Annotated in this window: 15 protein-coding genes; 9 read left to right on the top strand and 6 right to left on the bottom strand. The window is 60.9% G+C overall.

Going from position 1 to position 18,364, the window contains the following annotated elements; all coding sequences use genetic code 11:
- Positions 1-121 precede the first annotated feature (121 nt).
- Genes AC0IXS_RS15670 through AC0IXS_RS15660 form a run of 3 tightly spaced genes read left to right on the top strand, consistent with a single transcriptional unit; the run spans position 122 to position 3,790 of the window.
- Positions 122-1,936 carry a sensor histidine kinase gene (locus AC0IXS_RS15670; protein WP_057408550.1) on the top strand — a complete coding sequence of 605 codons (1,815 nt, stop codon included), beginning with the start codon at positions 122-124 and terminating at the stop codon, positions 1,934-1,936.
- Positions 1,933-3,318: a sigma-54-dependent transcriptional regulator gene (locus AC0IXS_RS15665; RefSeq protein WP_004883009.1), complete on the top strand. Its 1,386-nt coding sequence runs from the start codon at positions 1,933-1,935 to the stop codon at positions 3,316-3,318. Before AC0IXS_RS15670 ends, AC0IXS_RS15665 begins: the two co-directional genes overlap by 4 nt.
- On the top strand, positions 3,305-3,790 hold the full coding sequence (locus AC0IXS_RS15660; RefSeq protein WP_057408549.1) for a thioesterase domain-containing protein: 486 nt from the start codon (positions 3,305-3,307) through the stop codon (positions 3,788-3,790). The genes AC0IXS_RS15665 and AC0IXS_RS15660 overlap by 14 nt, the downstream gene beginning before the upstream one ends.
- Positions 3,791-4,026: 236 nt before the next feature.
- On the opposite strand, the gene cysQ is transcribed toward AC0IXS_RS15660, so the two are convergent.
- Positions 4,027-4,869, bottom strand: a complete 843-nt coding sequence (cysQ, locus tag AC0IXS_RS15655) for a 3'(2'),5'-bisphosphate nucleotidase CysQ (protein WP_057408548.1) — start codon at positions 4,867-4,869, stop codon at positions 4,027-4,029.
- Positions 4,866-5,432: an ADP compounds hydrolase NudE gene (nudE, locus tag AC0IXS_RS15650; protein WP_025996596.1), complete on the bottom strand. Its 567-nt coding sequence runs from the start codon at positions 5,430-5,432 to the stop codon at positions 4,866-4,868. The genes cysQ and nudE overlap by 4 nt, the downstream gene beginning before the upstream one ends.
- A gap of 99 nt (positions 5,433-5,531) precedes the next feature.
- On the opposite strand from nudE, the gene yrfG reads away from it, so the two are divergent.
- Positions 5,532-6,194, top strand: a complete 663-nt coding sequence (yrfG, locus tag AC0IXS_RS15645) for a GMP/IMP nucleotidase (RefSeq protein ID WP_449116994.1) — start codon at positions 5,532-5,534, stop codon at positions 6,192-6,194.
- Between the two features lie 410 nt (positions 6,195-6,604).
- On the opposite strand, the gene AC0IXS_RS15640 is transcribed toward yrfG, so the two are convergent.
- The gene (locus tag AC0IXS_RS15640; protein ID WP_122573628.1) at positions 6,605-7,753 is read right to left on the bottom strand and encodes an IS4 family transposase; all 1,149 of its coding nucleotides are present in this window, start codon (positions 7,751-7,753) and stop codon (positions 6,605-6,607) included.
- 266 nt (positions 7,754-8,019) lie between these two features.
- Positions 8,020-8,466 (bottom strand): peptidoglycan-binding protein LysM, encoded by a 447-nt coding sequence (gene lysM, locus AC0IXS_RS15635; protein ID WP_057409182.1) that lies wholly within the window; start codon positions 8,464-8,466, stop codon positions 8,020-8,022.
- Positions 8,467-8,617: 151 nt separating this feature from the next.
- Between lysM and AC0IXS_RS15630 the strand changes: the two genes are divergently transcribed.
- From AC0IXS_RS15630 to AC0IXS_RS15615, 4 genes are all read left to right on the top strand, one after another.
- On the top strand, positions 8,618-9,499 hold the full coding sequence (locus AC0IXS_RS15630; protein ID WP_004883001.1) for a LysR family transcriptional regulator: 882 nt from the start codon (positions 8,618-8,620) through the stop codon (positions 9,497-9,499).
- A 103-nt stretch (positions 9,500-9,602) separates the two neighbouring features.
- Positions 9,603-10,439: a formate dehydrogenase accessory sulfurtransferase FdhD gene (fdhD, locus tag AC0IXS_RS15625; RefSeq protein ID WP_137203371.1), complete on the top strand. Its 837-nt coding sequence runs from the start codon at positions 9,603-9,605 to the stop codon at positions 10,437-10,439.
- Positions 10,436-12,772 (top strand): FdhF/YdeP family oxidoreductase, encoded by a 2,337-nt coding sequence (locus AC0IXS_RS15620; RefSeq protein ID WP_043305030.1) that lies wholly within the window; start codon positions 10,436-10,438, stop codon positions 12,770-12,772. The genes fdhD and AC0IXS_RS15620 overlap by 4 nt, the downstream gene beginning before the upstream one ends.
- Before the next feature lie 197 nt (positions 12,773-12,969).
- Positions 12,970-13,452 (top strand): glycine zipper domain-containing protein, encoded by a 483-nt coding sequence (locus tag AC0IXS_RS15615; RefSeq protein WP_057409184.1) that lies wholly within the window; start codon positions 12,970-12,972, stop codon positions 13,450-13,452.
- A 154-nt stretch (positions 13,453-13,606) separates the two neighbouring features.
- On the opposite strand, the gene AC0IXS_RS15610 is transcribed toward AC0IXS_RS15615, so the two are convergent.
- On the bottom strand, positions 13,607-15,541 hold the full coding sequence (locus tag AC0IXS_RS15610; RefSeq protein ID WP_471825074.1) for a RecQ family ATP-dependent DNA helicase: 1,935 nt from the start codon (positions 15,539-15,541) through the stop codon (positions 13,607-13,609).
- 173 nt (positions 15,542-15,714) lie between these two features.
- Between AC0IXS_RS15610 and AC0IXS_RS15605 the strand changes: the two genes are divergently transcribed.
- On the top strand, positions 15,715-16,545 hold the full coding sequence (locus AC0IXS_RS15605) for a hypothetical protein (RefSeq protein ID WP_191954994.1): 831 nt from the start codon (positions 15,715-15,717) through the stop codon (positions 16,543-16,545).
- Here AC0IXS_RS15605 and AC0IXS_RS15600 read toward each other — a convergent pair.
- Positions 16,512-18,173: an acyl-CoA synthetase gene (locus AC0IXS_RS15600; protein ID WP_191954993.1), complete on the bottom strand. Its 1,662-nt coding sequence runs from the start codon at positions 18,171-18,173 to the stop codon at positions 16,512-16,514. The genes AC0IXS_RS15605 and AC0IXS_RS15600 overlap by 34 nt on opposite strands.
- Positions 18,174-18,364 lie beyond the last annotated feature (191 nt).

The following is an 18,364-nucleotide window of genomic DNA, read 5'->3' as shown; positions in this document are numbered from 1 at the left end:
GCCCGCAGGGACATCATCGCGAGGCGCCGCAGTCGCTGTCAGGGGTTGAACCTCTGTTCGACGCCAGCGGCGGCGTCCGCGATAGCCGCTGCAGGCACCGCCAACCACTCGGCGATTGCCAATGACCATAACCTCTGCCCTGCCTCCCCGCCCCCGCTGGCGCAGCCTCGCCCTGCTGGCCCTCTGTCTGGCACCGCTGTTGTGGCCACTGGAACACCTTGCCGAGCGCTATTACCGCAACGAGCTGGCCAATCAGAACCGCCAGACGCTGGACCTGTACGTCGCCAACCTGCTCGGCACGCTGCATCGTTACGAAACCCTGCCACAGATCCTCGGTGACCTGCCCGCCTTGCGCGCGGTTCTGACATCTCCGGGCGACAGCACCGCACAGGGCAACGCCAACCGCCTGCTCAGGGACATTTCGCAACAGACCGGCGCGGACGTCATGTACCTGATGGACGCCAAGGGCCTGACCCTGGCTGCATCCAACTCGGATCAACGCGACAGCTTCATCGGTCGCAACTTCTCGTTTCGTCCGTACTTCACCGACGCACTGGCGGGCAGAACGGGCCGGTTCTTTGGTCTGGGCACCACGTCGGTCAAGCGCGGTTATTTCTTCGCCGGGCCCGTGCACGATGGCGAGCGGGTGATCGGCGTGCTGGTGGTCAAGGTCGATCTGGATCACACCGAAACGCTCTGGGGCAAGACGCCCGAGCAACTGTTGCTGACCGACCAGAACGGCGTGGTCATTCTGACTTCCAACCCGGAATGGCGCTTTCGGGCGACGCGGGACCTGACCGACGACGAGAAGAAAGCCATCGTGGCGATCCAGCCCTATCCGACCCGCGACCCGCGTCCGCTCAAGATCGATGACCACGCGTGGCTGACCCAGAGCCAGGCGATCACCGAAACCGGTTGGAACGTGAACATTCTCGCGCCCCGTGCGCTGATCGACCGTCCTGTGCGCACGGTGCAGGCGATTGGCGGCGCTGCGTTGCTGGTCCTGATGCTGTTGCTGGGTCTGATGATGCAGCGTCGGCGTCACTATCTGGACCGCATCGCCTTCGAGGCCAAGGCCCGGCGTGAACTGGAAATGCGCGTGATCGAACGCACCAGCGACCTTGAAGGCCTTAACAGCCGGCTGCGTCAGGAAGTGCTGGAGCGCGAACAGGCGCAGCAGGAACTGGTGCGCGCTCAGGACGAACTGGTGCAGACCGGCAAGCTGTCGGCACTGGGCACCATGTCGGCCAGCATCAGCCATGAACTCAACCAGCCGCTGGCCGCCATTCGCAGCTATGCGGAAAACGCCGAAGTGCTGCTCGATCATCAGCGCACCGAAGAGGCCCGCGGCAACCTGAAGCTGATCAGCGAACTGACCGGGCGCATGGCCTCAATCATCGCCCACCTACGCGCCTTTGCCCGGCGCGACCGGCATGCGCCGGAAAGCGTGGCGCTGCAACCGGCACTGGACGACGCGCTGGCGTTGCTGACCAAACGTCGGCGCGCCATGGAAGTCGAGTTGATCCGTGATGTACCCGACGCGACACTGTGGGTACAGGCTGGCGAAACCCGCCTGCGCCAAGTGCTCGGCAACCTGCTGGCCAACGCGCTGGATGCCCTGACTGAAAAGGGTCCGCCGCGCAAGCTGTGGATCAGTGCCGAGCAGACCCGCGAAGGCGTCAATCTGTACATTCGCGACAACGGGCCGGGCTTTTCCCAAGAGGCCTTGGCGCGGGCACGCGAGCCATTCTTCACCACCAAGACTCGCACTCAGGGGCTTGGGCTGGGGCTGGCGATCTGTGACACCCTGATGCGTGCGCTGGACGGCGAACTGCTGTTCGCCAATCACTCGAGCGGCGGCGCACTGTTGACCCTGCGCCTGCGTGCCGGCGCTTCCGGCGCCAACCTTCAACCGCCAGAGGACCTATCTGCATGAGTTCGGACACAGCCATCGACAGCCAGATTCAGGTGGTGCTGATCGACGACGACTCCCATCTGCGACAGGCGCTGCGCCAGACCCTGGATCTGGCAGGCCTGAACGTTCTGTCGCTGTCCGAAGCCGACGGACTTGCCGAGCGCATCGGCCGCGACTGGCCGGGCGTGGTGGTCAGCGACATCCGCATGCAGGGCATGGACGGACTGGAACTGCTGGTGCAACTGCATGAACAGGACCCGGACCTGCCGGTGCTGCTGATCACCGGGCACGGCGATGTACCGCTGGCCGTGAAGGCCATGCGCGCCGGGGCTTACGACTTTCTGGAGAAACCGTTCGCCAGCGATGCCATGCTCGACAGCGTCCGCCGTGCCCTGGCCTTGCGCCGGCTGGTGCTGGATAACCGCAGCCTGCGTCTGGCCCTGAGTGATCGCCAACAGCTGAGCACGCGTCTGGTCGGTCAGTCAGCACCCATGCTGCGCCTGCGCGAACAGATCGGTGCGCTGGCAGGCACTCGCGCCGATGTGCTGATTCTGGGCGAAACCGGTGCGGGCAAGGAAGTGGTTGCGCGGGCGCTGCACGACCTGTCCAACCGTCGAAACGGTCCGTTCGTGGCAATCAACGCAGGAGCGCTGGCCGAGTCGGTGGTGGAAAGCGAGCTGTTCGGCCACGAGCCGGGCGCCTTTACCGGCGCGCAGAAACGCCGCATCGGCAAGTTCGAATTCGCCAATGGCGGCACGCTGTTTCTCGATGAAATCGAAAGCATGAGCCTGGATGTTCAGGTCAAGCTGCTGCGTCTGCTGCAGGAGCGTGTGGTCGAGCGCATGGGCAGCAATCAGCAGATCCCGCTGGACATCCGCATCATCGCCGCCACCAAGGAAGACCTGCGTCAGGCGGCGGATCAGGGGCGTTTCCGTGCCGACCTGTATTACCGGCTGAACGTCGCCTCGCTGCGCATTCCGCCGTTGCGAGAGCGCGGTGAAGACGCGCTGATGCTGTTCGAGCACTACGCCGATGCGGCCAGCATGCGTCACGGCATTCCCACGCAGGAACTCAAGCCGGGCCAGCGCGCATTGCTGCTGCGTCACAGTTGGCCCGGCAACGTTCGGGAGCTGCAAAACGCCGCTGAACGCTTTGCGCTGGGGCTTGAACTGGAGCTGGAAGGCAATGCGATGCCGGACGCGCCGCCTGTTAGTGGCGGCTTGAGTGAACAGGTGGAAAGTTTCGAACGTGCGCTGATTGCCGCCGAACTGGCTCGCCCGCACAGCTCGGTGCGCAGCCTGGCCGAAGCGCTGGGCGTGCCGCGCAAGACCCTGCATGACAAGCTGCGCAAGCACGGTCTGAATTTTGGCGACAGCAGCGGAGCGTCCGATGAAACCGACTGAGCCACAGGCACCGTTGCCAGGCAACGCAGCGGCGGAACTTGAGCAGGTGCTGCACCACGACATCCCGCTGACCCGCGAAATGGGCATCCGCGTCATCGATTGGCAAAACCATCGACTGCGCCTGCACCTGCCGCTGGCACCCAACGTCAACCACAAGAGCACGCTGTTCGGCGGCAGCCTGTATTGCGGCGCGGTGCTGGCCGGATGGGGTTGGCTCCATCTGCGCCTGCGTGAAGCAGGGATCGACGACGGGCACATCGTGATTCAGGACGGGCAGATCAGCTATCCGCTGCCGGTCCGCGAAGATGCGATTGCTGTGTGCGATGCGCCGGATGTGGCGCAGTGGGACAGGTTCATCACCACCTACCAGCGTCGCGGCCGCGCACGCCTGGAGCTGCCGACCCGCATTCATGCGCAGGACAGCGATGAATCGGCAGTGAAGTTTACCGGGCAGTTTGTGTTGCATCGATGAGCGGACGCGGAGCGTCCTGAGCGGCATTCCCACGCGGAGCGTGAGGAACGATCAAAACGAAAGTGCCTGAAGCAATACACACCCCGTGGGAGGCGGCTTGCCGGCGATGGCGTCAGGTCAATCACTGCTATGTCGCTTCAGAAAAAGCATCGCCGGCAAGCCGCCTCCCACAGGTACTGCGTACATTCAGCAGGATCTGCGCGTAGCGATAGCGTGAAGACTTACGAGCAATCAGTTCAAGACTGCGCCAGCACCAGCAACTTCTCGCGCCATTCGGCTTTGGCGGGCAGCGCCAGGAAAAACGGGTTGAGCAGCGACTCGCGGGCAGGATAGGAGAAGCGCTGGCCGTCGAGTTGCAGGACTTCACCGCCAGCGCCTTCGAGCACGCCCTGCGCCGCAGCCGTGTCCCACTGCGAGGTCGGGGCCAGACGCGGGTAGCAGTCGGCGGCGCCTTCGGCCAGCAGACAGAACTTCAACGAGCTGCCGATATTGGTTAGTTGCAGCGGACCGAGGCCTGCTGCCAAACCTGCCAGCAAATGCTCCTGCTCGGGGCTTGAGTGCCTGCGACTGGCGACGACGGTGAACGCCTGTCCGGTCTGTAATTCGTGACGCACCTGAATCGGCGCGCAATGACCGGGTGAGTCACTGCGCCACGCGCCCAGTTCTGCGCCTCCGAAATAGCAGCGGTCATTGGTGGGCATGGATACCACGCCAAACACCACGCGGCCGTGCTCGATCAGCGCAACGTTGACCGTGAACTCCTCGCTGCCGGAAATGAACTCCTTGGTGCCGTCCAGCGGATCAACCAGCCACCACCGCTCCCAGGTCGCACGCTCGCTGAGCGGGATGTCGGCGTCTTCCTCGGACAGCACGTGAATCGTCGGATCCAGCGCCAGCAGGCCCTCGACCAGCACCTGATGGGCCGCCAGATCAGCCGCCGTTACCGGTGAATCATCGGCCTTGGAGGTCACGCTGACGTTCGCGCGCCAGAACGGCAGAATGGCCTCGCCCGCCAGGCGTGCAAGGTCGATGACGGGAGCGAGCAGCGGGTGCGGCAGGTTGTCGAGCGAGTCGGTCATGGTTGGAACAGTCCACGTTGGGTCAGCAGGTCACGGGTGAGGTACAACGCAGCCAGGGCGCGCCCTTCGCTGAACTGTGCATTCTGGGCCAGGCTCGCCAGCTCCCGCAGGTTGATCTTGTCCACACGGATTGGCTCAGGCTCGTCACCTTCCAGCCGCTCTTCGTACAGATCGGTCGCCAGCACGACCTGGATTTTCTGGTTCATGTAGCCGGGCGACAACGACAGCTCGGTCAGGTGCTCCAGTTGGCGCGCGCCAAAACCGGCCTCTTCCTTGAGTTCACGGTTAGCCGCGGCGAGGATGTCTTCGCCCGGCTCGATCAACCCTTTGGGCAGCGACAGCTCGTACTCGTCGGTGCCGCCGCAATATTCTTCAATGAGAATCGCGTGGTCGGCATCGAGCATCGCCACGATCATCACCGCGCCATAGCCTGTACCTCTGCCCACCAGACGCTCATACGTACGCTCGACCCCGTTGGCAAAGCGCAACTGCAACTCCTCCACGCGGAACAGACGACTGCTGGCGACGATAGCGCGGGCGAGAACGGTTGGTTTCTGACGCATGACAGGCTCCTTCACATGGACGGGGTACTATAACGCGGCTTTTCCGAATGTTCGTGTCGGATATGCTTACTCATCAGAACCCACTTCCAAGAGGCAACCATGCTTTCCATGCCCTGGAGCGAAATTGATACCGTCCTGCTGGATATGGACGGCACCTTGCTCGATCTGCATTACGACGACCACTTCTGGTTGCAACACCTGCCGCAGCGTTACGCCGAACTGCACGGCATCAGTTTCGCCATGGCCTGGCTGGAATTGAAACCGTTGTTCGAACGCAACGCAGGCACGCTCAACTGGTATTGCCTGGATTTCTGGAGCACCGAGCTGAAGCTGTCGGTGCGTGACCTGAAGCGGGAAATCGCCCACATGATTGCGCTGCGTCCGGACGCAGAGACCTTTCTGGCGGCGATCAAACAGGCAGGCAAGCGGGTGATCATGATCACCAATGCCCATCGCGATTCGCTGTCATTGAAGATGGAGCGGATTGAACTGGCGCCCTACTTCGAGCGGTTGATCAGTTCCCATGACTACGGCTTTCCCAAGGAAAACCAGCAGTTCTGGGACGCGCTGCACGCCGACACTGCCTTCGACCCGGCCCGCAGCCTGTTCATCGACGACACCCTGCCGATCCTGCGCAGTGCTGGCCGTTTCGGTGTCGCGCATTTGCTGGCGGTCAGCCAGCCCAACAGCCAGAAAGCGCCGAAGGACACTGAAGAGTTCGCGGCCGTCGAGGATTATCGGGAGTTGATCAAGGGGTTGTGATAGGCCCGCAGACGCTCTGCATCGCACCGCAAAGCGGACGCGGAGCGTCCTGAACTGCGTTACAGGAGCGTGGGAACGATCAGCGATCTCAAGCACACTGATCGTGCCCATGCTCCGCGCTCATCGTTATACACAAGTCCGCCTCGACACTGATCGTGCCCATCGCTCCGCGTGGGCATGCCTCCCGTGACGCTCCGCGTCACAAATGGCACAGATTGCGGATTCAGTGAGCCGAGCGCATGACGTGGATAACGCTGGAACTTGGGCACGCATCTGCGCCACATTCAAGAGCGGACGCGGAGCGTCCTGGGAGGCATTCCCACGCAGAGCGTAGGAACGATCAGCGATCTCAAGCACACTGATCGTGCCCATGCTCCGCGTCACTAGTGTCCGGGGAAAGTCCGCTGCCGTCATAGCAAAAGGCTACCCTGGGCTACTTTCATCTCTTCGTTCTTTCGTCGTCGGTTTTTTCGATGCTCTTTGGCTAAAGGTCTTTCAAACAAGACGCAGACCAAGGAGCGTGTCAGGTCGAAAAGCGAGCCACAGAAATTCGATCGCTTCTGAAAAATATGCAGCAGTACATACGTAATAATCGCGCTGTAAATCTGCAATTTCACCGCATTTTCGGAGAACGCGTAGAAACGCTTTAGTTTGAGATGCTGCTTGATCCACTTGAAAAACAGCTCAATCTGCCAACGTTCCTTGTACAGGTCGGCAATCTCTTCAGCAGAGCGTGTCAGGTCATTAGTGACCAGCGTGAGCGGGTTTTCCCATGTTTCGAGCTGGACCTTCACACGTCGTACCGGCGTCCCCCTGAAAACACGATGCCGTTTACCAAACTCCACGATGTCATCGGCCTGCACTCTGCTTTCGGGCGATGGGCAGGAGTGCTTATGAGACAGCTGTACATTGGCGTCTTTTTTGAGTCGTGTAACGAAAAAAGCCCCGGCCTGATGAATCTGATACCACCAGTTGTAGCTGCAATAGCCTTTGTCGAAAACATAAGTCACGCCTGACTCAATCGGCACCTTCAAAGCATCAGTCACGTCGTTGACGTTGGCAGGGGTAATGCTGATGTAGACCGGGGCGCACTGGACAGGATCAAAGCCGCTATGCACCTTGAGGCCTTGTGTTATGCGGGTCTTGGTGGCCTTGGTCCATTCGTCAAAATCGGGTCCGCGCAACGTGATTGAGGTGGAATCAATAAGGCTGATCATGCGTTTGGCCAGTCGGCGTTGCTGCCCGCTTATAGCGCTCAGCATGGATTCGCAGGCCTTTTGAAACGGGATGAAACTGCGCTTGTTAAGCGCGTCGGAAAGCGTAGAGCGAGGCACCGGCCTGGCATTCAAATGGTGATGTTCATCGAAGGCTTCAGACATCGCCGAGAGGCTGCGCAAACTGCTGCTTTGCTGCAAATGCCCCAGCACCAGCGTCACCAGCAAATCGCGAGATGTACAACGTTTGGCGTACCGATCGGCTCCGCAGGCTTTGACTTCTTTTTGGAAAAACTGCGAGGGAAATGCAGACAGCAACTGACCGAGATGAGTATTGGAGAACATGGCAATAATCAAGTCTGAAAGGGCTGATTATGACGCAGATGCCCGTCGTAGAAGAGGGGGCGGAGCCCCCTCCCTATTTTCCCCGGACACCAGTGATGCTCCGCGTGGGTATGCATCCTGTGACGCTCTGCGTCACAAATGGCACGGATTGCGGAGCCAGTAAGCCGAGCGCATGACGTGGATAACGCTGGAGCCTGGCCACGCATCTGCGCCACATTCGAGAGCGGACGCGGGGCGTGGGGACGATCATTTGCCCGAGCGACTACTCACTCCGGAATGCGCAGTTTCTGCCCTGGATAGATCTTGTTCACATTCTCGAGCATGGGTTTGTTGGCGTCGAAGATTTTCTGGTACTTGTTCGCATCGCCATACATCTCTTTCGAGATCTTACTCAGGGTGTCGTCTTTTTTGACCTCATAGAATCTGGACTCGGTCGCAGCTGGCGCGCTGCTGGCAACGGTCATCTGGTCGTCCACTTTCTCGACACCTTCGATATTGCCCAGTGTCACCAGGATTTTTTCCTTCTCCTCCTGACTGGCCACCTCGCCCTTCACGACGACTGTTCCGCCGTCGACTTCTGTCTGAATGTTGGGGTTGCCCAATCCGACCTTGGAAATATGATCCTTCAGGACTTCATCTGCGTTGGCATTGCCGGGCGTGATCGCATCAAGGATCTTTTCGCCCGCCTCTTTCACAAAACTCCAAATGCTCATAATCCGGTTCTCCTCAATTGAGTTGTCAGATGTGCACCATCAACCATAGCCCTTATAAACCGCGGCCTGCAGAGTTCCGACCAACGTGGAATGACCATCGTTCAGCCTGAACGCGTAGAATCGACCATCTGGACTGCCCACCGGAGTGAATATGGACATCAAGCAACTCAAATTCCTGATCGCCCTCGACGAAACCCGCCACTTCGGGCAAGCAGCTGCGCGCTGCAATATCACCCAGCCCACGCTGTCGATGCGGCTGCGTAATCTGGAAGAAGAGCTTGGCTTGCCGCTGGTCAATCGCGGCCAGCGCTTTGAAGGCTTTACCGCGCCGGGCGAGCGCGTGCTGGCCTGGGCACGCACGGTGCTTGCGGCCTACGACGGTCTGCAGGCCGAAGCGGCGGCCTGTCGGGGTCATCTGGTCGGTACGCTGCGCCTGGGCGTGGTGCCGCTGTCGAGCTTCGATCCTCTGCCGCTGCTGCACCGGCTGCATCAGATGCACCCCAACCTGCGTTTCGAACTGTCTTCGCTCAGCTCCGAACAGGTGCTGGAGCAACTGGCGAGCAATCGTATCGATCTGGGCGTCTCGTACCTGGAGCGGCTGGACAACGACCGTTTCGACTCGCTGGCTCTGGATGACACGAAAATGGGGCTGCTTTACGACCGACGCCATTTCACCTTCGGCGATGAGCCGTTGAGCTGGGCGGACCTGGTCGAGCTGCCGTTGGGCATGCTGACCAGCGGCATGCACTTCCGCCAATCCATCGATCACAACTTCCACAGCCGGGGTCTTCAACCTCAGCCGTTGCTGCAGACCGATGCCGTTCATCAGTTATTACAGGCCGTACATGGCGGTTTCTGCTGCGCAATCATGCCGCTGGACGGCGGATTGGAGACGCTGACCGAGCATCTTGCCATGCATCCGATTGCCGATGCCCGCACGTTGGCCCAGCTGGGGCTGATCATGCGCCGCAGTGCACCTCGTTCGGCGCTGGCGGAAGCGTGCTTTGCGCTGGTGGCAGAAATCCCTCGATAAGACATTGATCGACGTCATCTATCAGTGCATCGGAACTAGCGATTAGACGATACCGGACAACACGCCTAGTCTTACAGGTGTCAATCTGCCGGTATCTCTGCCCATGCAAGCCAAGCGCACGGTCGGCACCGCGTCTGCTTTCGCGCCCGCCCCCGAAGCCAGCCAGTCCTACAGCTACGCGACCCTCGAAGGTCAGGACGGCGCACGCACTGAGCTTGCTGAAGAAGTAGCGCTGGCAATCGCCTACAACGGCATCAGTCAGGCCGTCATGCTGGTCAGCCCCACCGATCTTGAAGACTTCATCGTCGGTTTCAGTCTGGGCAGCGGAATCATTGCCTCTCGCGATGAAATCTACGACTTCAAGCTCAGCGGCTGCGGCTCTGCGATGCAGGCCGAAGTCGAAATCGCCAGCCGTGCCTTCTGGGAAATGAAACAACAGCGCCGCCAACTGGCTGGCACCAGCGGCTGCGGCCTGTGCGGCGTCGAAGCGGTCGAGCAGGCGCTGCCGGAACTGAACGTTCTGCCCGGCGCGCCGCTTCCACCCATCCAGTGGCTGGAAGGCCTGCGTCAGCGCATCGGCGAATTCCAACCCTTGGGCCGACACTGCGGTGCGGTGCATGCCGCCATCTACCTGGATGGCAACGGCCAATTGCTGCTGGGCCGCGAAGACATCGGTCGCCATAACGCGCTGGACAAGCTGATCGGCGCGCTGGTCCGCCAGGACATCCCGCTGGCGGGTGGCGTTGCCATCGTGACCAGCCGATGCAGCCTGGAGTTGATCCAGAAAGTTTTGCGCGCAGGCATCCAGACACTGGTCAGCCTGTCGTCGCCCACCGGTCTGGCCCTGCAATGGGCACGCCGGCACAACCTCAATTTAATCCACCTGCCGCAGCACAGTGCGCCGCGGGTCTATAGCCCTGCGATGGAGATTCAAGCGTGAGCACTCATCACCAAGCCGACAAGACACCTACCCCCCGCTACAAGCCATACAAAGGTGCGGCAGGCGGCTGGGGCGCACTGATCAGCGTGACGCAGGCCTGGCTGGGCAGCGACAACGCGCTGAAAAACCTGCGCATGATGCTCAAGACCAACCAGAACGGCGGCTTCGACTGCCCGGGCTGCGCCTGGGGCGATTCGCCGGAAAGCGGCATGGTCAAGTTCTGCGAGAACGGCGCCAAGGCGGTCAACTGGGAAGCCACCAAGCGTCGTGTGGACCCGGCCTTCTTCGCCCGTCACAGCGTCACTGCGCTGCTGGAGCAGAGCGATTACTGGCTTGAGTATCAGGGTCGCCTGACCGATCCGTTGGTCTACGACGCCGAAACCGACCGTTACAAGCCGATCGCCTGGGACGCGGCCTTTGCGCTGATCGCCAAACACCTGAACAACCTGCCCAGCCCGAACATGGCCGAGTTCTACACCTCGGGCCGCGCCAGCAACGAGGCGGCGTATCTGTATCAGCTGTTCGTGCGCGCCTACGGGACCAACAACTTCCCCGATTGCTCGAACATGTGCCACGAGGCCAGCGGCGTTGCGTTGTCGCAAAGCGTGGGCGTCGGTAAAGGCACCGTCACCTTCGACGACTTCGAACACGCGGACGCGATCTTCGTGCTCGGCCAGAACCCCGGCACCAACCACCCGCGCATGCTGGAGCCACTGCGTGAAGCGGTGAAGCGTGGCGCGCAAGTGGTCTGCGTGAACCCGCTCAAAGAGCGTGGCCTGGAGCGTTTCCAGCATCCGCAGCACCCGGTGGAAATGCTCACCAACGGCGACCGTCCGACCAACACCGCCTACTTCCGCCCGGCGCTGGGTGGCGACATGGCGCTGCTGCGCGGTATGGCCAAGTTCCTGCTGCAATGGGAACGCGAGGCACAGGCTGCCGACGCGCCGTCGGTTTTCGACCACGCGTTCCTCAACGAACACACCGAAGGCGTGCTGGATTACCTGGCCGCCATCGATGACACCTCGTGGGACGAGCTGGTCGAGCAGTCCGGCCTGACGCTTGCCGACATCGAGCAGTCGGCGCGCATGTACGCTCTGGGCAAGAACGTCATCATGTGCTGGGCGATGGGCATCACTCAGCACCGTCATTCGGTGGCGACCATTCAGGAAATCGCCAACCTGATGATGCTGCGCGGCAACATCGGCAGGCCGGGCGCAGGTCTGTGCCCGGTTCGCGGCCACAGTAACGTGCAGGGCGACCGCACCATGGGCATCAACGAACGCCCTCCGGTGTTCCTGCTCGACGCGCTGGAAAAACGCTTCCAGTTCAAGGTGCCACGAGAGAACGGCCACAACGTGGTCGAAGCCATTCACGCCATGGCCGAAGGCCGTTCCAAGGTGTTCATCGCACTGGGCGGCAACTTTGCCCAGGCCACACCTGACAGCCATCGCACCGCCGAAGCACTGAGCAATTGCGACCTGACGGTTCAGATCAGTACCAAGCTCAACCGCAGCCACCTGTTCCACGGCAAGGACGCGCTGATTCTGCCGTGCTTCGGCCGCACCGACATCGACATTCAGGCCAATGGCCCGCAAGCGGTCACGGTGGAAGACTCGTTCAGCATGGTTCACGCCTCGAACGGTCAATTGCAGCCGTCGTCGTCGCAGATGCGCTCCGAGCCTGCGATCCTGGCCGGTATCGCCAACGCCACGCTGGGCAAGCAGCCTGTCGACTGGCTGTGGCTGGTCGAGGACTACAACCGCATTCGCGACCTGATTGCCGACACCATTCCGGGCTTCAAGGATTTCAACGAGCGCATCAAGAACCCGGGCGGCTTCTATCTGGGCAACGCGGCGGGTGCACGTCGCTGGAACACTCCATCGACCCGGGCCAACTTCAAACCCAACAAGCTGCCGGGCACCCTGTTGCATGAAGGCATCAGTTCGACTGGAGAGGTGCCGGACCTGATCATGCAGTCCATGCGCTCGCACGATCAGTACAACACCACGATCTACGGCCTGGACGACCGTTATCGCGGCGTCAAAGGTCAACGCGACGTGCTGTTCGTCAACGAAGCCGACATCATTCGCCTGGGCTTCCAGCCAGGCCAGAAAGCCGACCTGATCTCGATCTGGGACGACAAACGCGAACGCCGCGTCAAGGGCTTCACCCTGCTGCCGTTCGACATCCCGGCCGGTCAGGCTGCCGCCTACTACCCAGAGGTCAACCCTCTGGTGCCGCTGGAAAGCGTCGGCGAAGGCAGCAGCACGCCGACGTCGAAGTTCGTGGCGATTCGTCTTGAGCGTTCCACTGAGTCGGCGCGGATTATCTGACGCCCACAAAAAAAGGCCCGTTTCGCTGGAAACGGGCCTTTCACAAGTAACCTCAGACTGCGTTTTCAGCTTTAAGTTCCTTAGCTAAAACAATAACTTAGCATTCTGTGTTGCATTCGTGTTACTCGTCGGATTTGCATTGCTACATTCTTCACTTGACACGAATATCGCGCCGTCATCCCTATGAGATTCCCTACATGAAGTATTCCTCGATACTGTTGTTGTCTCTTACCCTGACCACCGGTTTCGCCTCTGCAGGCGATAACGTGACGGCAGGCGTAGGCGGAGCATTGGGTGGGGTACTCGGTTCAGTCGTCGGCCAGCAGCTCGGCGGTAGCACCGGTTCAGCGATTGGCGCTGGCGTCGGCGGCGCAGCCGGTGGTGCAGTCGGCGCAAACCGCCATAACCGCACAGAAGCAGCCATCGGTGGAGGTCTGGGCGCGGCAGGCGGTAACGTGATAGGCCGCAGCGTAGGCGGCAATACCGGCAGCCTGGTTGGCTCGGCTGCTGGTGGCGGCGCAGGTGCGGCGCTGGGTAACTACATGGGTAACGAGAGCCGTAACGATGACCGTGGCTATCGTGGTGGTCGTGATGACCGTCGTGAGTATCGTGGACACGGCAACCGTGGCAAGCATTACGGCCATCGCAAACATGGTCGTGGCTACTACCGCGATCGTTGATCGTCAAAATGTCTGAAAACCGGCCGCTCTCGAGCGGCCGGTTTTCGTTTGGGGCTGACAGCGCGCGCCAGCTCTATCGCCGGCAAGCCGCCTCCCACAATCAGGTGTCTGCTGCAGATAAGCGCTGTGTCAGGCTTATAGGCCTTGGCCGTCGTTATGAATCCATCCGACCCTGCACCCACGCCCTGACCTGCGCATACGGGTAATCCTCAAGCTCGGCAAACCCTGCGGTCGCCCGCGCCTTGAGTTTGGTGAACAGCGGCACGCTGATGCCGCACAGGAAACGCGTCAGGCATTCGGCGCTGGGTAGCTGGCCGTTGTAGTCATGGTGCTTGCGGATGAAATCGCCACACAGGTGCTGAAAATCCCTTTCATCAAGCGGCTGCAGCGCGGGCGGCTCTGGGAGGTAAGCGACCTGACCGTGGCACACCGAACAATGCCCGCAACGCTCGGGCGCGTTATCGTCCCCGAAGTACCGGGCCAGGCGATGAGTCAGGCATTGATCGCTGGCAAACACCTCCAGCATGGTGTGAATCCGGGCGACCTCGGTCGTTTCGTGCTCACTGAAGTAGACGTGCAACTCGTTACTCAGCGCATCCGGGTCAAAGTCGGTGCGCAGCAGGCTGTAGACCTCGGTCATCTGCTTGCTTTCCAGCTCGATCCAGCCCTTCTCCTGAAAGTAATCCAGCGCCGTGACCACACGCCCGCGCTCGGCGCCGTATTGCTGATACAGCGCGTCGAAGTCCACCGTCGCCCAGGTTCGCGCCCGGCTGGACGTCTGAATCACAGCTTCGACAAACTGACGCCGCTCGCCCTCGAAGCGCGCCATCAACTCAGCGGGCTCGATCAAAAATTTGAAACGGTATTCGGCAAAGTACGCATAACGCGGCGCGATGATCCCGCGCAGTTCCAGTTGCACCAGCAGGGTTTTGAGCGGCAGTTGGCGGATGTTGCTGAGATCGGCCAGCGGGTTCAGCAGAAACTCCCACTGTCCGTCACCACGAGCGCTCAGCAGGTCGTCCAGCACCCGTGCTATACCCTCGCGCTCCGGCGTGTCGCCATACACGAAGTTTTCCAGCACGTTGAGGCTGTCGCGGTTGGCCAGCACCAGACAATCGGACGCCGCGCCGTCACGCCCTGCCCGACCGATTTCCTGGCTGTAGTTCTCGATGGACTTGGGCAGATCGAAATGCACCACGTTGCGGATGTCGCTTTTGTCGATGCCCATGCCGAAGGCGATTGTCGCCACGATGCAGTTCAACTGGCCACTCATGAACTGTTTCTGGATCGATTCACGCTTATCGTTCGGCAGACCGGCGTGATAGGCACTCGCGGGAAGTCCGTTCTGCTGCAGATGCGCGGCGATGTATTCAGCGGTCTTCTGCAACGTGACGTAGACAATGGTCGGCTGCCCGCCTCGTTCGCTCAACCACTCGACCAGCCGTCGACGCTTGTCGCGTCCGGCGACCGGTTCGACCCACAGGTGCAGGTTGGGGCGATAGAAGCCGATGGTCACCACGTCCTGCGGGGCGATGGCGAACTTCTCCTGCATGTCGATGATCACCTGCGGCGTGGCCGTGGCGGTCAGCAGCAAGGCTTGCGGGATATTGAACTCACGCTGGTAGTCGGGCAGCTTCAGGTAATCGGGACGGAAGTTGTGGCCCCATTCGGAAATGCAGTGCGCCTCGTCCACCACCAGCAGCGAGATCGGCACTTGCGTGATGAACTGTCTGAAACGCTCATTCTTGAGGCGCTCCACGGAGATCATCAGAATCTTCAGCTCGCCGGACCGCGCCCGCGCCATGACCTGCGCGACATCTTCCCGGCTCTGCGCTGAATCGATACTTGCCGCCGAAATACCGTGACGCTGCAGGAACGCCAACTGATCCTGAATCAAGGCCAGCAATGGCGAAACCACCAGCGTAAGGTGCGGCAACATCAGCGCAGGCAACTGGTAACACAGGGACTTGCCCGAGCCGGTCGGAAAAATGGCTGCAGCAGAACGCCCGGCAAGCACGGCGCTGATCGCAGCCTCCTGCCCTGGACGAAACTGCGAGTAACCGAAAACCTGTTCAAGACGCTCGTGCATTGGCAAAATTCCGTGGTGAATCAAAACGGACTCGACCTTAGCCTGTCGGGCTCCGCGAATACACTTCTAAAACATTTCAGAAATCCCGCCGAACGCCGATATCCTTGAAGTTTCGCGCCCGCTGCACGGCGACAAGACCTGACAGCGCAAGATGGATGACTCAAGGAGCAGGGATGAATTCCAATCAGCAGCAGCCTGACGATGACGGCATTATCCGCATCCAGCGTCTGGTGCCCGGTCAGGTCGATGTGGTGTTGGGTTCGCATCCGACCCGCCGATCAACGCCACGTCCTCGCAAGCCGCGCGCCTACGGTCTGTGGCTGGCAGGCCTGATCGTTGTGGGCTGCCTCGGCGGCATGATTGCTTCGCAGCTGCGCAAGCCCAAGGTCATTGTTCCTGCCATTGAGCAGCCCGCCGTTGAGGCGCAAACACCCGAGACGGACTCCGAGCCCGCACTGCCTGCCAGCACGCCTTCTGCCGCCTTGCGCCAGGAGCCTTACGTGGTGCCGACGCCTGCTCCTGCGACCACGGCGGCACAAAACGCCCCAGTGCAACCGCTGGATAACTGTCTGAAGAACGGCAATGTCATCGACGAAAGCGTTCTGAACTGCCGCTTCGGACAAGTTCCGCGAGCCGTTCAGGCCGAGCCGGCCAAAGGCATGGTGTCCGCAACCTACATGGCTGAATTCAAGGCCGATGCCGCTCGCCCCGCGGCCCGTCCGTCACGCCCTTACAAGGTCGCAACGGTGTCGATACGCGAATGGGACGGCCGCGACCGCTACCGCGCGCAATGGCGTGTCTATGACAACACCATCGACGGCGACAGCGTGTGCGAAAACTTCCTCGCCCGCTCGGTGGAGCGACGCGAGTGCCGCAGATCTGCTCAGGTCAATTTCCGCGAAGAATGCCGGGACTGGACCAAGCGCGCCAGCCGGGACCGCGATCAGGAAAGCAGAAACGCCGAACAACGTTATTGCGAAGCAGCGGCGACCTTTACGCCCTGATCGGTCTGGCCATTTTTTGCCCAGTCCCGCAACAGAAACTTCTGGATCTTGCCGGTCGAGGTTTTCGGCAGCGGTGTGAACACCACGGTTTTCGGCACCTTGAAACCTGCCAGGTGCTCGCGGCAAAAACGCATGATCTGCTCGCCCGTCACCTCGTCACAGCCAGTCTTGAGTGTGACGAAGGCACAAGGCGTCTCGCCCCATTTCTCATCGGGTCTGGCTACCACAGCGGCCTCCAGCACGGCAGGATGGCGATACAGCACGCCCTCGACTTCAATGGTCGAAATGTTCTCGCCGCCAGAAATAATGATGTCCTTGCTGCGGTCACGGATCTCCAGGTAACCGTCGGCATGCCAGACGGCCAGGTCGCCGGAATGAAACCAGCCGCCCTCGAAGGCCTTGTCTGTCGCGGCCGGATTGCCCAGATAGCCTTTCATGACCGTGTTACCGCGCATGTAGATCTCGCCAATGGTCTGGCCGTCCTTTGGCACCGGCTGATGGGTATGCGGGTCGGCGACCATGACGCCTTCAAGCGTCGGGTAACGCACGCCCTGACACGCCTTCAGCGACGCACGCTCGTCAGGCGGCAACTCGTCCCACTCCGCCTTCCAGGCGCAGACGGTGACCGGACCATAGGTTTCAGTCAGACCATAGGCATGAGTAATACAGATGCCCATCGCCTCGACCGACGCAATCACCCGGGCAGGAGGCGCAGCACCGGCGGTCATCGCATTGACCGCGTGCCCGAACGAGACGTCCGCAGCATTGGGCAGATTGGCCAGCGCATTGAGCACGATGGGCGCCCCGCACAAATGGCTGACCTTGTGCTCGCTGATCAGTGTGATGATTTTCTGCGGATCGACCCGCCTCAGGAATACGTGCGTACCGGCCTGCGCAGTGATCGTCCACGGATAACACCAGCCATTGCAGTGAAACATCGGCAACGTCCATAGATAGACGGGATGCAGCCCCATGCCCCACGCCATCTGATTGCCAATGGCGTTCAGAAACGCGCCGCGATGGTGATAGACCACACCCTTGGGGTCGCCGGTCGTGCCGGAGGTGTAATTCAGGGAGATCGGCGCCCATTCGTCCTCAGGCCACTGCCACTCGAACTCGGGATCGCCCACGGCGAGCAGTGCCTCATAGTCGAGCTCGCTGAGTGCCCGCCCTTCGCCGTATTCAGGGTCGTCCACATCAATCAACAACGGCGGATGCTCCAGCATGGCCAGTGCCGCATGCACCACCGCATGAAACTCCCGGTCAGCTATCAACACCTTGGCTTCGCCGTGCCCGAGCATGAAAGCGATGGCAGACGCATCCAGTCGCACATTCAGCGTATTGAGCACCGCCCCCAGCATCGGCACCCCAAAATGCACTTCAAGCATTGCCGGAATATTGGGCAGCATCACCGCAACCGTATCGCCGCTTTGCACGCCCAATTGACTCAACCCTGAAGCGAGCTGACGACAACGGCGATACGTCTGCGCCCAGTCCCGCCGGATCGCACCATGGACCACCGCCGGATAATCCGGGTAAGTCGTGGCTGTGCGCTCCAAGAAACTTAAAGGCGTAAGCGCCATGTGGTTGGCCGGGCCTTTGGACAGCCCCTGATGGAAGATCGACATAGACACACCCTGGCGAATTATTAGCTCTGGACCCCAGCGGGCCGGTGATTTCGTGATTCTGCTGTGCTCAGTTATAGCTCGCGCAGGCAGGACTGCATCACCCGACCTTCGACTAAATCCGACGCAGGTATAGCGAAAGGCTTACACGCTAATGAGCCATCAGCTATTTTTGAACCCATGACATAGCCGTA

The sequence above is a fragment of the Pseudomonas sp. AC016 genome, from assembly GCF_979253365.1.
This window is presented reverse-complemented; position numbering and strand designations above follow the sequence as displayed.